Origin of the sequence: Chamaesiphon sp. OTE_75_metabat_556 (genome assembly GCF_031378165.1) — a bacterium.
Taxonomy (GTDB): domain Bacteria; phylum Cyanobacteriota; class Cyanobacteriia; order Cyanobacteriales; family Chamaesiphonaceae; genus Chamaesiphon.
On sequence record NZ_JANNDR010000136.1, the window covers coordinates 1 to 14,399 of the forward strand.

Here is a 14,399-nt window from a genome sequence, read left to right on the forward strand (position 1 = left end):
GTCTGCTGACATAATATCACCAGTTCTGTAACCCAGATCCAAAACTTTTAAAACCGCCTGCTCGATGCGATCGGCCGCATGTGGCTGGTTTAAACCATACCGGAGCATCATCGCCGCGCTCAGCACTTGCGCCAGCGGATTGGCGATATCTTTGCCCGCAATATCGGGCGCGGAACCATGTACGGGTTCAAATACACCCAATCCCGTCGCCCCCAAACTCGCCGATGGCAACATGCCGATACTGCCAGTCAACATCGCCGCCGCATCAGAGAGGATATCCCCAAATAGATTGCTAGTGAGGATCGTATCGAATTGTTTGGGCGCGCGGACTAGTTGCATCGCCGCATTGTCTACATACATGTGAGTCAATTCGACATCAGGATAATCTTTGGCCATTGCCGTCACCCGATCGCGCCATAATTGGGATACTTCCAACACGTTAGCCTTATCGACCGAACACAGCTTTTTAGTCCGCTTTTGGGCGGTTTCAAAGCCGACTTTGGCAATCCGATCGATCTCGCTTTCGGTATATGCCATCGTATTGACACCGCGCTTTTCACCCGTTTCTGTCGTGAAAATCCCCTTCGGTTCGCCAAAATAGACACCGCCAGTCAGTTCTCTAACCACCATCAGATCTACCCCTTCCACGATCTCCCGTTTGAGGCTAGAAGCGTCAACAAGCTGGGGTAAAACAGCCGCAGGTCGCAGATTAGCAAATAGACCCAATCCCGCTCTCAAACCCAGTAAACCCGTCTCTGGCCGCAGATGGCGCGGTAAATTATCCCACTGATAACCGCCGATCGCAGCTAGCAAGACAGCATCACTCTGTTTGCAAGTCTCTAATGTAGCTGCTGGTAGAGGTTCGCCCGTGGATTCGATCGCGGCACCACCAATCAGAGCAGTCGTAAACTCTAAGTTAAAACCTTCTTGCTCGGCGACAACCTTCAGCACATCTACAGCTACCGCCATAATTTCGGGGCCGATCCCGTCTCCAGGTAACAGGGTGATCCGATAAGTTTGAGTCATGGTGATTGCCTTGCGATCGATAACTTAGTATTCTAACGGCGATCGGGACGCAGTCGATCAATAAAGGTCGCTGGTAAGATTAGCGTCCCTGTAAAACTCGATCGACTGTCACATCTAGATTCCCTAATACACTCGATTCGATCTTGTGATCTCCTTCAAATACCCGCTCCGGCACTGCTCAGTTAAAAAGGGATAGTCATAATAGAGGCGTAGCCTGGATTAAACAGAAATGAACTGTGTGTATTGCGAAAGTGAACGGATAGTCAAAAACGGAAAAGAGCAAGCGCGCTTAGATGCAGAGCCAGTGCCTACCACCGTCGCCACAATCACTATGCCAAAGTTGTTTGTGGATTACAGAGAGCTTTGGATGTCCACCGATTGATTCATAATTGGGTAAGACCTGATTGGGGATGATCAAACAACCAGACTCCAGCGATGGCGATGGGTTATCGAAACCGACCGATCTTCATGACTGAACTCCTTTCCTCCCGTGGTTTTCAATATATCACTCTTTAACTGAACAGTGCCCAATTGCCTCATGCGGAATACTCAAGCTGCGATCGTTCTTTGTCTGGCTTATGTCGTTGGTTTACTCGTCACCTTTAACCCGTGGGTGCGATGGGGACTAATTATCCTCGCTATTCCTTTGGCATGGCAGCTACCGCGCAGATGGAAACAAAGTCCGCCGTGGCAATTTTTGGCTGTGGCGATCGCGATCGCCACATGTGCTAGTTTTTATCTAGAATTGCGCGTGCCGAAGATTGCCGCCAACGATATTAGCACCTATGTTACCGCCACTGCCGAGCGTGGCACCACCCAATTTACGATCGTCCAAGGCACTGTCGATAGCTATCCACACATCACCCGCAATCAAAATAGTCAATTTTGGCTAGCAGCCACTCAGCTCAACGAAATTCAGGGCAATAATTTACGCCCAGCAGACGTGAGCAAATCGGTCAGCGGTCGAGTCTATGTCACGGTGCCCTTGCAGAGCGGGACGGGTCTTCAGCCCGGTGTAGAGGTGTCAATTACGGGGACGTTGTACCTTCCGCAGGTCAATCCCAATCCTGGCGGCTTTAGTTTTCGCGATTATCTGAGTCAGTCGGGTGGTTTTGCGGGGATGCGGGGTGTGCAACTGCGGGTGCCGGATGAAAGCCAAACGCAACAATGGAGTTGGGGTAAGTTGCGCCAGCGGATTGCGGCTGCCCAGGTAAAGTGGTTGGATGTCCCCGTGGGGCCATTGGTGACGGCGATGGTACTGGGTGCGGATGCGGTCGATTTACCCTTCGATTTACACGATCGATTTGTCCGGGTCGGATTGGCGCACGCGCTAGCGGCGTCTGGGTTTCAGGTTTCTTTGATTCTGGGGGCGATTTTGAGCATCACCCGCAACCGCTTGTCCCCAGTCGCTCAATCGAATCTCGGTGCGGTGGCTTTATTGATTTTCTTGGGTTTGACTGGCTTTCAGGCGTCAGTAGTGCGATCGGTGGTGATGGGAATGGCGGTCTTAATCGGGTTGCGAACTCAACGCAAGATCGATCCCCTCAGTGCGTTATTTTTAGCCGGAACTCTGTTATTAATTATCAACCCGCTATGGATTTGGGATGTTGGTTTTGAATTAAGTTTTTTGGCAACATTAGGATTGATAGTGACGGCGGCACCGTTACAACAAAAGTTAGATTGGTTGCCACCGACGATCTCCGATCTGATTAGCGTGCCATTAGCGGCGACGATTTGGACATTGCCGATTCAGCTCTATATCTTTAAAGTTTTCCCCCTCTATAGTTTGCCTGCCAATATTCTGACTAGTCCCTTGATTAGTATCATCAGCATTGGTGGAACAATCGCAGCATTAGTGGGTGCGATCCTACCGATCGCGGGAAGTGCGGTTTCGTGGCTCCTCTATTTGCCAGCACAGCTTCTGATTGGCATTGTCGATCTATTTAATTATCTACCAGGTGCATCATTTGCTGTCGGTCAACTGGGGCTGTGGCAGTTACTCGCTTTATACGGAATTATTCTGGGTGTGTGGGCAGTTCCCAAATGGCAAAAAAATTGGAAGCTACCATTAGTAGGCGGTTTATTGTTAGTATTACTGCCCTTGGCAATATTGAAAACTACCGAACTTCAAATTACGGCGTTAGCGACTAAAGATCGACAAATTTTAGTGATTCAAGATCGCGGCCAGACGATTTTAGTTAATAGTGGTAATGAGAGTACAGCGCGATTTGTCGTGTTACCATTTTTACAACAACAAGCAGTCAATCATGTTGATCGGGCGATCGATTTCAATCCCAATTTACCGACTCTCAATAGTTGGCAAACCCTCAGTCAAACTATTCCCATTCACAACTTTCATAGTATCGGCAATAGCCAGAGTAATACCACAATTAAATTCGATGCCTTGCCGCTCGGTAAAACCCAAACATTCGATCGAGTCGAAATCACCGCGCTCGAAGTCAGTCCGCCGATCTTCAAAATTGACATCCCTGAAGTCAACCAAAAGTGGCTGGCAATCGGTAGCGATACCGGCGATCTCACCCAATCGGCGATCGATCTCGAACACCTGGCTCCCGCCCAAACATTGTATTGGAGCGGCGGTAGATTGACCGAAAGATCGATCGCCAAAATCAATCCCCAAGTCGCGATCGCCGCTACATCCAATCCCGATCCCGAAACAGTCAAACTTTTAGAAAAACAGCAAGTTCGCGTCTACTACACTAGTCGTGATGGAGCCATCCAATGGACGCCGAGTGGTGAGTTTCAGCCTTATTTGGAAGGGGAGAGATAATTGATAGTTGATAATTGATAGTTGATAGTTGATAATTGATAATTGATAGTTGTAAAGCCTAAAGCCTAAAGCCTCAAATCTATTCACTATCCCCTACCCCTACCCCTACCCCTACCCTCTACTCTCTACCCTCTAAAAGAAACGGCAAAATTGCCTCGTAAATTTCAGCGGGATATTCTTCGTGCATTCCTAATGTGCCGGGGAATGTCTGACTGATGACATGGGGAACGGCGGCGAGTGCCTGCATTTCGGCGGTGGATTTGGGTGGGCTGCTGTTGCCGATCGCAATGAATGTGGGTATCGTCAGAGATTCTAAATGGGCGATGGCGGCGGATCGATCGAGATAGGGATCTAGTCCACCAGTCACAAATGCTGCCGCACCATATCTGGCTCCTGGCTGTTGCGTCAGTTGGCGTTTTTGAGTGAGTACGGTAGGAGTTAATGTACTCGGATCGCTATAGACATGCCGCCGATACATAAATGCCAGAAAGCTCGGCGTGGTATTTAATTGGTACAAAAATTGACCCAGGATTGGCGTGCGAATCAGGTCGCGCACGCTTTTGAGCCAAGGCTTTTGACCCCGCGCCATTGTCGGTAATGGCCCCCGCCACGTCGGTGCAACTAAAACTAGTTTGGCAACGCTATTTGGCACCGTAGCGGCGAAATTCAGGGCATATCCGGCTGCATGTCCGGCAGCGATAATTGTCACAGGTGAAGCGTAAATATCGCGCACGAAATCTGCCAAAAACTGCCGATAAAGCGGCGGCGCATAATCCACTCGCGGGCGGCTAGAATCCCCAAACCCTGGAAAATCTACCGTCGTCACCTGAAACTGCGATTTTAACCGAGTTGCCAAGCCAGACATCTCAGTGCGGCTGGAAACAGTACTAAAGGCAGGTAAAAGCAGAATTGGCGATCCTACCCCCTCCGTTTCATAGGCAATGTTGATCGATTGTCCTTGCCAGTGCCATTGATATATCAGCGGAGAATGAGCGATCGGTGGAGATTCAATACTAGTTAGATTAGACATTGGCAATGCCTCAAAAATTTAGTAATACCGATCAATATAATTGTCTTTTGGGTGATTCACTACCAATCGGGTGCTTAGTCTTTTATTTTAACGGTGGATCTGGTTGTTGATCGAATCAGAAGTTAACCGTTACCTCTTATTTTAACCACCCACGCCACCAACCTGCGCCAGTTTGCTTTAACTACTTTATGCTGCGCGACGAAGTGGATGACAATCAGGATCGCAAAAATCTTCGATGTGCGACTGTGGGCAGCGGCGGCTTGTGATGAGGCTTCGCCATCAACAGGAAAGATGTCGGGCATGGGAATCCCAAACAAGTTGATATTATTGGCCTGATAAGCATTGGATAACCAATAACCACTCAGCGGCACGGCCAGCATCAGCACATAGAGGAGGGTATGTAAACCAGTTTTGAAATACCAATTTCCGGTTAATTTGGGAAAATGCTTGGCATATTTACGACCCCAAACTCTCAATAATAAGAACATCCGCCAACCGAGTAAGAGCAATACCAACACCCCAAAAGATTTGTGAGCGTCGAATAATAGTTCGCGAAAACTAACGCCATCTTGCAATCGCTCGATCGTCATACCACTGACAAATAAAATCAGATAAAGTCCAGCCATCCACCAGTGAATGGACATCAGTTGTTTGAAAATATTATTTAGTCTTGGTTGTGGTGCTGTTGACATCTAAAGTATTCGGTAGTTATGTTTAAGCATCGACCATTATCTAATTCTATCTGTTCCAGATCGGAGCGATCGACTAAGGAGATAAGTTACGATTTGAGCTGTTTGGCTGCGATCTTGCTAAAAATCAACTTAAAGATTGTTTTGAGAGCCACCCACCGATTGAAACAATAAATTTGTTGTTGTCGATCGATCCATTGCAGCTCATTATCATTGTCTGGGATATTAAAAAATCGGCATTAGTATATTTCGCTTTCCTCACACGAAACGTCGATGTTGGCCAGAGTAAAAATACAATAATACACAGCAAAAGCAGGGAAAGAAAGATCGAGATTGCATCCACAAAGAAGGTTAACATCGTGGGATTTTGCGGCTAAATATGTACGCAAGACCATGTCAAGATATTCCTAACTCTATCGTAAATCTTCCACTCGTTGGCGTAGCCGACCGTAGGTAATCGAGTCAATCTGTGCCATCTTGCCATAATTTGGGACTTCGTGCTATACCTAGAAATATGAAAACTACTGCCCTAAACAAAGGAGGATGCAGTGATGTGGAACGATCGATTAGATCAGGTAAACCGTGCTCTGGTGGAGATCCGGAGTTACCTTTAGCATTTATCCCGCCCAGATTCGTCAGCTCGAATATGAGACTAGTCGCCCCGAACTGTGGGCAGATCCCCCAGCCGCAACCCAACTAACACAACAGCTCAGTAAGCTGCAACGCGAGTGGGACATGCTAGTAAGCTGCGATCAGGGTATGGCAGATGTGTTGTTGGCGCAGGAACTCAGCCTGGATGATGAAGCAACACAGATTTTGACCGAAATCGAACAGACATTGGCCCGCTGGGAGACAGAGCGATTGCTATGCGCTCCCTACGATGAAAATAATGCGATCGTCACATTCCTGGCAGGTGCTGGCGGTACCGAATCCCAAGCCTGGGCGAACAGCTTGCTGGAAATGTATAGCAGTTGGGCGAAAAATATGGGTTATCGGACGAGCTTGGTAGACTGCTCGCCCGGTGCGGTTGCTGGTGTCATCAAATCGGCGACACTAACGATCGATGGTTTGTATGCATACGGCTATCTCAAATCCGAACGTGGTAATCATCGGATCCAGCGGATTAGTCCCTTTGGCAATGGCAAACGTCATACTAGTTTTGCGGGGGTCGAAGTAATTCCGGCGATCGCCGAAACTGAGTACGAGCTAGACTTCAAGGAGCTAGAAATCAGTACCTGTCATGCTGGCGGTAAAGGCGGCCAAAACGTCAACAAAGTGGAGTCGGCTGTCCGCGTCATGCACGTCCCTTCGGGCATTCAAGTCCGTTGTGACGAACATCGCGAACAACGTCAAAATAAACAGCGGGCACTGGCGATCTTGAGATCGAAATTAGCCATCCTCGATCGCCAGCACCGAGATATTCAGCTCCAAGCCATTCGGGGCGATCGCTTTGGAACTGGATTTGGCAGTCGGATTAGAACCTATCGTTTCGATCCTTATCGACTGATTAAAGACGATCGCACGGGGATGGAAACTCGGAATGTCGATGCGTTTATGACTGGAGAGCGATCGGAGTTGGGTGCATTTATGCGGGCTAGTTTACTCGCTGATCGCCAAGTGCCGATCGTCGAGCTGTAGAATATAGGTCACTTGTCCCAAATCTCTAGCAAGATTCCGGAATTCCCAGTCGATCGATTGAATTGTATAACTAAATCCTCGCGTTTTTTTCGCCACAGCGGCTGCGCGAACTTGACACCCAACACCCCAAAACATATGGCGAAGAAAGGCATGATCATGGCAGCGGTATTAGTCGCTGCTGCTGGAGCGGGATTTGTCGGCTATAAATATATCTATAGCGGTCAAACCAATCCTGGAGATCTCGCGGAGGTAATTCCGGCCAACGCTTACATGGCAGCGTATATCTCTAACGAACCCGAAGCTTGGGCTAAGTTACAAAAATTTGGCACTCCCGAAGCCCAAAAGATTGTGGCAGCCCAACTCAAGGATCTCGAACAAAAGTTTGCCACTGACACCAAAATGGACTTTAGCAAAGATGTGCAGCCATGGTTGGGCAATGTCATGTTTGCTTTTTTGCCCGATACTGACGGCAAATCGACCAAGCCACGGATGCTGATCTCGATCGGGATTAAAGACAAGCTCAAAGCCTTAGAATTTGCCAATAAGCTCAAAGCTCTCAGCAAAGAAACCACCAAAACGATCGATTACAAAGGGGTCGAAATTACCGATAGTGGCAAAGGTAGTAGTGAAACCTTTACCGCAGTGGTCAACGATCGATTGGTCATCTCCCCCGAACAGCATACGCTAGAACTAGCGATCGATACTGCCAAGGGTCAACCTTCCCTCGCTAGCAAAGCTGGAAATGCTTGGTTTAAAGGCGATAGTCTCCAGCTCAAACAACCCGTAATCGCATTTTATATTCCCGACTATCTCCAAGGAGTCCAACAGATCCTCAAATCTGGCAACCAAACCACTGCTCTCGATCCCGTGACATTGACCCAGTTGAAAAAAATTCAGTCCTTCGGTGGGGGAATCGGGATTGAAGATACGGGGATTAGGTTGAAATTAGTCGCCAAAACTGATGGTACCACGCTGAATTTACCCAGTACTGGCACTAAAGCGATCGGGAGTTATCCCGCCGATACCTTCGCCCTGATGGGGGGGACTGGCTTGAGCCAAATTTGGACAGAAATCAATAAGGTGGCGTCGGCAAGTCCCGAAACCCAAAAAGCCTTCACCCAAATGCGGCAGGGTTTCACCCAATCTACGCAACTGGATCTCGATCAGGATATCTTTAGCTGGATGGGTGGTGACTACACAATTGGGACGATTCCGGTGAATACTGGGATCGTGGCCTCGGCGGGCTTTGGAGGGGCGATGACGATCGATAGTACCGATCGCGCGGTGACAGAGAATATGATCACCAAACTTACTAATCTCGCCAAGACTTCGGGAGCGACGATCGAACAGCGCAAAGTCGGCAATACCCAAATTTCCGATCTCAAAGCTCCTGGTGGTGCCGGTACGGTGTTGAGCTATGGCTGGTTATCTGACAAATCTTTGCTGCTAACTGTCGGCGATGGTTTGGTCGAAAAAATTGCCACACCTACAGGCGAATCCCTCACTGGTGCAGCTAACTTTAAAACGACCATGGGTGCCATGCCAGATCAAAAGCAAAGCTATGCCTATATCGATGTCGAAAAAGTCTTCAGTCTATTCAACAGTAAATTAGGTGCGATGGCTGGCCAGAACATCCCCCCAGATGTCAATGCGATCGTCACGTCCATTCGCGGTTTGGGCATGAGTTCGACGCAACCTGACAAAAACACCAGTCAGTTTGAAGCTTTACTCACACTCAAATCGATCGACAAGTAACCTAAATTTGCGATCGATGACAATTAGATCGATCGCATCTTATGTCCGATTATGAGGCCGATAAATGCTTGACATAGGCGGTATTGGTGCGGAATCGATCGAACCCGACTGATGTATATAGCTTTCCGGCTCCAAAAGCATTTTCGGAATCGACGCCAATTTTGGCAATATCTATATTCAGAGCCTTGAGTCGAGCTAAAGCATGACATAACATCGCTCTGGCTAATCCTTGCCGCTGAAAATCTGGACTAGTGAACAACAATGCTACCCAACCTTCTTGTCTGCCGAGAAAATTGTTATGTGCTGGATCGATCGAGCAATAACAAATCGAGGCAAACGTATCATTGAGAGCGATTGCCACCAAGTCTAGTTCGGGTAAATAGTCAGGATTTTGTAGCTTTCAATAGTCATCGGGTGATAATTCCATTGACCGCAAAAAGCTCGATTGTGGAGATCGATCCAGGCTTGCGCCTCTCGTTCTAAATTGACAGCGCGAATTGTAAAACCTGCTGGTAATTGTGGAGTGGGAATTGGTTCACTTAGCGATCGAGATAAGAACAAGAAATGACGATCTTCGACAAAACCATGCTGCTTGATGATGGCAATCCGATCGATCGAACTGCTGCGACTCCACGTAAATAATTTAGGTTGTCCCTGACGTTCCCTGGCTACTTCACTGAGCCGATGTTCTGCCCAAGCCATAATCTGGGATTCTAAGTCACCGCCACGAGCGGCGGGATGGACAATCATCCACAGTGTACCGTCAGCAAGATTGTTTTCGATCGGTTCGGCGATCGATAATTCACCGAACCCAATTAATTGCCCTTGTATATCTTGCCAGAGCATCACTCGATCGATTTCAGGAGCCGTTAACTCTGTCTGAAGTTGCGAGATCGAGATCGATAGTTCTAATCGATCGACTGATTCACAAGCATCGAATAAATCGACAATTAGTTGCAGATCTGGTTCCTCTTGGTAGGAGCGCATAATTGTTGAGAAGTAACTCATATTTTTAGTAATCTTAGAATCTCTCTCCAAGCCCAAATTGAATCCGAGTTTCATTGAGATTATTGATCGCGTAATCTAGGCGTAATGGCCCGATCGGTGATTGCACCCGTACCCCAGCTCCATAGCCGAATCCATTGCCAGGTTTACTCCGCGCTCCAGCAGGATTGCCAGGGACGCTACTCCCCGTACCCAAATCGCTACCATAATCAAAAAATAGACCGCCACCGAAGATCGACACGATCGGGAATCGATATTCGGCAGTAGCTTGGACATAGCTGCGTCCCGAACCCACATCGCCATCTTCGTAACCACGCACGCCGGACGAACCACCCAAACTAAATGCTTCATAAGGTGGTAAATCGCCGAGGATTGTCCCACCTTGCAGATTGAACAGCAGCGATTGACTACCAGGCGTAAAGTTCGTCAATTTTACGGGTACATAGTGAGTGAAACTTGCTTTGGCTTTGGTCATCGCAATATTTCCCAGTCCCACGGGAACCGATTGGTCTACACCTAGCTTGAGCAAAGAACCTTGCGTCGGATCGCTAAAACTATTCCGCGCATCTTGAGTCAATCCCAACTGCAACATCAACAGATCGTCTTGTCCGGTTTTGCTAAAGCTCAGATCGTTACCGCCTGAATCTTGCGGCACGATCGATCCACCATTGACATCCCGTGTCGAAACTCGTTGATACTGCACTCCCAAGGAACCGCGCCAACCACCATCGCCATAAGGATCGCCATCGAGCGGACGATTGAAGGTAATCCCGCCGCCAGTGCGAAGAATTGTCGGCGTATCGTTGGTAGTTCCCGGCACGAATAGAGGCATTTTACCACCACCAAAGATCAAGGATGTCGATCGTCGGGCAAAGGCATTGACACTATAAGATGTCCGATGAAGATCGGTGGCAATCCACGGATCGCTGAAGCTCACGTCACCGATTAAACCTGTCGTACCTTGTTGCGCATTGGCACTTAATGTTTGTGCATTGCCGCCGACATTTAGTTGGTTATAGTTCAGACTGGCAAAAAAACCATTGACGGAGCCATAGCCGACATTGGGGACGATCGAGAAATTCTTGTTACGCTCGATGACATCATACTGAAGAACGACTTTTGCTGGATCGCTACCTGGGGCAAAGGATACCCGCACGTCATCAAATAAACCTAAGCTATAGATCCGCCGTAGATCTTTCTCGACAGCGATCCGGTTGAAGATCTTGCCTGGTTTTAATTCTGCCTCGCGGGTGATGATAAAAGGTCGAGTCTGCCCTGAATACGGCTGCTTGTTCTCATCTACAGCCTCACCCTTTTTATTGAGGAATCGGACACGAACATCTTCGATCGATCCTTCAGCAATCACGATCGTTACTTTGCCGTTGGGATTGAGTTCTTCGACATCGACAACTTGAGCGAGATTGTAGCCTTGTTGTTGGTAGAGCTGGTTTAATTTGGCGATCGCAGCTTTGAGTTCGATCGCATTTAATTGCTTGCCATATTGGGGTTTGAAGATGTCATCAATCGCGGCTGAATTCAAGCTGCTACTGCCAGTGTCCGGTAGCGTCCTAATTTGCACTTGGTTGAGTGTGCCGTAGGGTTTGACGACAAAGCTAATTTTCACGCCTTTGGCGGTATCTTCGGGCACGATCTCGACGGTGGCAAAGTCCCCTAGTGCTCTGACGGCGTTTAAGTTTTGCGCCAATCGATCGCGAGTAACCGACTGTCCGACGTTAATTGTCAGCACTTGCCGAATTTTGGCTGCTAAGGCTGGATCTAGCTGACCCCGATCTGTGGTGATCACGATTTCGGCAACGGTGACTTGTGATTCGGTATTGCCGAGAGGGGTGTTTGCGCTTGGATTCTGGGATGGAGTATTGTTAACGAGTGGACGTTTGCGGCGATTGACAGGTTTGCGCAATTTACGTTTTGATTGGGCAATTAACTCGATCGCACTAGGGATGTTTCTAGTTGGGTCAATTTTAGATCGATCAAGCGTCAGATTAGCTAAGTTACGATTCTCCAGTGGAGAGGCTGCGCCAACGGCAATTAGGTTCCCCACCTGACTAGATTCAGCACGAACTATTCCTGAATTTGTAATTTGAGCGATCGCTGTAATCGTAACAACTAAAAATAATTTCAAACGCATAATTTAGCTATTAATCTGGATTTAGGAGGATTATAAAATCAAGTATTTACTTGAGATTGGGACAATTCGAGAATATTTTCTGAAGATCTGAATGAGCTTGACTCAGTGGTAACTTCGTAACCGGACATCCTACCCCATAATTCTCGATCGATCCATCAGTTTTAAAGTTGACTTCAAGTGGTAACGAACCTCGCTCGAAGATTCCGACATAAGTAGTTTCATCTTGCTTGCGGACTTTTTGATAATTTCCCAACCATTGTTTGAGGCTGACAAATAATGGATTGGGTTTACCATTACTGCCGACATTTGTTCTAAAAGATCGATCGACAGCCGCTTGTGCTGCTACTTGAGCTTGAGCATTGGGCTTATTTCTTTTCTCAGCTAGCCTAATGCCCGCAATTCTGCCCCTGACATCGAGCCTAAACTGGGCAACCACCGCATCCGGCTCGGCTCGATCGAAGATAATCCGATACTTATCACCGCCGATCGATTGGATGGATTTATAATTGCCATATCGCATCGTGCCGAGTTTGAGCGTCACATCGCGCTGAAATTGTACTGTATTCACATCCGAGTTTTTATCCACTGCTTTGAGAAATTCGGGTGTAAACCAACTAGCTGATAATTTTGGAGCCAGAATCAGTCGCTCTAGGGCTGCTGCTGGTGAAATTTTGGCAGTGGACGATTCTTGCTTGGTGCTAACTGGCTGAGGTTTGGCAATCGCTAATTGCGGCATCGCGATCCAGATCCCAGTAATTAATAATAAATAAGCTAGATAAGTTTTCATATCTCAACCCCTCCAAAATATCGAGCATTTGATCGCAGTTCTCCGCATTTATCCGTCAAATGCTACATTACCGCACAGCTAGTACAGATTAACCCGATCGTCACAGATTTGGATATTAACTAAGGTCATACAAAATATGACTAAAGTCATATCGATCGCTACATTGATCGAACTAGGATCTAAATATAAATATTAATTATTGGTGGATTATCTCGCCAAGAGCAGCTCTGATGACAAGTTTACAACCAGCCTATATCAAGATGCGTCGATCGCTTCTGATTATCGAACTATTCATTTTGGCTTTTAGCATTTGGGCGATTTTTGTCAATCCCAAGTTGCAGGAATCTCCATTTATGCTCTGGCAGACAGCCTTATTTGCTTTAGTATTTATTTCATTTATTTTGTTTTTTCCTGTAAACTTTTCACTCAGACATAGAAGAATTTATGTAATCCTATCAGTCTTATCTGTAATTATTGCCGAATATTATGAATTCATTAGTTTTGCGCTCTACTGCACTTTTTTCTTAAAAGGATGCTTTCTACTACCCAGAAAAGAAATAATTACTATCGCTATTCTTTTCTTAATTGTAATTAGCCTTAGCTATATTTCTCGCGTATCTAGTATAATTCAATACTCGCAGCAGATTGACCTCAAATTATATCTGATTCCATCTAGACTAATAACTGGCTATATTCTTAGTTATTCTATTAATTGCATTTTTGTACTTTTACTTGGCAACGTTTGGGCAGAAGAGCAAAAATCTCGCGAAAAAGCCGATCGACTTACTAAACAAGTAGAGACGCTAGCTGTCGATTTAGAGCGCAATCGGATCGCTCGTGATATTCACGATACACTAGGGCATTCGCTTACCTCTTTAGATGTCCAAATCGAACTTGCCCAGAGAGTCCAGGCTACCGAACCAGTACGCGCACAACAAGCGATCGATCTTGCCAAAAAACTTAGCTCTCAAGCCCTCGATAATGTCCGTCAAGCCTTGGGTACAATGAAGCGATCAAATTTTGACCTCACCGAAGCGATCAATGCCTTAGCAGAACAAAATCATCCGTTTCAGGTAATTGTTGATGTTCGTTTCCCCCAATTATCACTCCAGTCTAGCTATCAACTTTATTGCATCATTCAAGAATCAATTACCAACATTCAAAAACATGCCCAAGCCGATCGCGTGACGATCGAAAGTAGGATCGTCGTTGGCGTAGCTGCTCAGAATGAGAACCGTGGCACTATTCTGGAAATTTGCGATAATGGTAACGGCTTCGATCTCGATCGACCTCATACCGGATTTGGCTTACGAAATATGAAAGAGCGCGTGCAATGTTTGGGCGGTGAATTCCATCTCAATAGCAATATCGGCCAGGGTACCCAGATTAAGATATTTCTACCAAGTTGATAAATTAATAATTGACAACAACTGCATTTAAATCTCATCTACTATTCACTATTCACTATTCACTATTCACTAATTCATGATTCGCCTCCTCCTCGTTGACGATCTAGTTATTTTTAGGCA

The 14,399-nt window shown here is 47.0% G+C and carries 11 protein-coding genes; 4 read left to right on the forward strand and 7 right to left on the reverse strand.

Going from position 1 to position 14,399, the window contains the following annotated elements:
• A partial coding sequence (gene leuB / locus RMO27_RS05795) for a 3-isopropylmalate dehydrogenase (RefSeq protein ID WP_309730373.1) occupies positions 1 to 1,026 on the reverse strand: 1,026 nt, incomplete at its 3' end.
• A gap of 538 nt (positions 1,027 to 1,564) precedes the next feature.
• On the opposite strand from leuB, the gene RMO27_RS05805 reads away from it, so the two are divergent.
• Complete coding sequence (locus RMO27_RS05805; protein ID WP_309730376.1) at positions 1,565 to 3,817, forward strand: ComEC/Rec2 family competence protein; 2,253 nt, start codon at positions 1,565 to 1,567, stop codon at positions 3,815 to 3,817.
• Positions 3,818 to 3,935: 118 nt separating this feature from the next.
• On the opposite strand, the gene RMO27_RS05810 is transcribed toward RMO27_RS05805, so the two are convergent.
• Both RMO27_RS05810 and RMO27_RS05815 read right to left on the reverse strand, forming a co-directional pair.
• On the reverse strand, positions 3,936 to 4,847 hold the full coding sequence (locus RMO27_RS05810; RefSeq protein WP_309730379.1) for an alpha/beta hydrolase: 912 nt from the start codon (positions 4,845 to 4,847) through the stop codon (positions 3,936 to 3,938).
• Positions 4,848 to 4,969: 122 nt separating this feature from the next.
• Positions 4,970 to 5,539, reverse strand: coding sequence for a cytochrome b/b6 domain-containing protein (locus tag RMO27_RS05815; RefSeq protein WP_309730382.1), 570 nt, complete (start codon positions 5,537 to 5,539; stop codon positions 4,970 to 4,972).
• Between the two features lie 579 nt (positions 5,540 to 6,118).
• On the opposite strand from RMO27_RS05815, the gene RMO27_RS05820 reads away from it, so the two are divergent.
• Together RMO27_RS05820 and RMO27_RS05825 are read left to right on the forward strand one after the other, a co-directional pair.
• On the forward strand, positions 6,119 to 7,174 hold the full coding sequence (locus tag RMO27_RS05820) for a PCRF domain-containing protein (RefSeq protein ID WP_309730385.1): 1,056 nt from the start codon (positions 6,119 to 6,121) through the stop codon (positions 7,172 to 7,174).
• 135 nt (positions 7,175 to 7,309) lie between these two features.
• Positions 7,310 to 8,929 carry a DUF3352 domain-containing protein gene (locus tag RMO27_RS05825; RefSeq protein ID WP_309730388.1) on the forward strand — a complete coding sequence of 540 codons (1,620 nt, stop codon included), beginning with the start codon at positions 7,310 to 7,312 and terminating at the stop codon, positions 8,927 to 8,929.
• 49 nt (positions 8,930 to 8,978) lie between these two features.
• Here the strand turns inward: RMO27_RS05825 and RMO27_RS05830 are convergent, their stop codons facing one another.
• Genes RMO27_RS05830 through RMO27_RS05845 form a run of 4 tightly spaced genes read right to left on the reverse strand, consistent with a single transcriptional unit; the run spans position 8,979 to position 12,870 of the window.
• Positions 8,979 to 9,290 (reverse strand): GNAT family N-acetyltransferase, encoded by a 312-nt coding sequence (locus RMO27_RS05830; RefSeq protein WP_309730391.1) that lies wholly within the window; start codon positions 9,288 to 9,290, stop codon positions 8,979 to 8,981.
• A 5-nt stretch (positions 9,291 to 9,295) separates the two neighbouring features.
• Positions 9,296 to 9,937 carry a hypothetical protein gene (locus RMO27_RS05835; RefSeq protein WP_309730394.1) on the reverse strand — a complete coding sequence of 214 codons (642 nt, stop codon included), beginning with the start codon at positions 9,935 to 9,937 and terminating at the stop codon, positions 9,296 to 9,298.
• A gap of 13 nt (positions 9,938 to 9,950) precedes the next feature.
• The gene (locus RMO27_RS05840; RefSeq protein WP_309730397.1) at positions 9,951 to 12,083 is read right to left on the reverse strand and encodes a BamA/TamA family outer membrane protein; all 2,133 of its coding nucleotides are present in this window, start codon (positions 12,081 to 12,083) and stop codon (positions 9,951 to 9,953) included.
• 46 nt (positions 12,084 to 12,129) lie between these two features.
• On the reverse strand, positions 12,130 to 12,870 hold the full coding sequence (locus tag RMO27_RS05845; RefSeq protein ID WP_309730401.1) for a hypothetical protein: 741 nt from the start codon (positions 12,868 to 12,870) through the stop codon (positions 12,130 to 12,132).
• A gap of 230 nt (positions 12,871 to 13,100) precedes the next feature.
• Here RMO27_RS05845 and RMO27_RS05850 point away from each other — a divergent pair, with 230 nt between their 5' ends.
• Positions 13,101 to 14,279, forward strand: coding sequence for a sensor histidine kinase (locus RMO27_RS05850; protein WP_309730404.1), 1,179 nt, complete (start codon positions 13,101 to 13,103; stop codon positions 14,277 to 14,279).
• Positions 14,280 to 14,399: the final 120 nt, after the last annotated feature.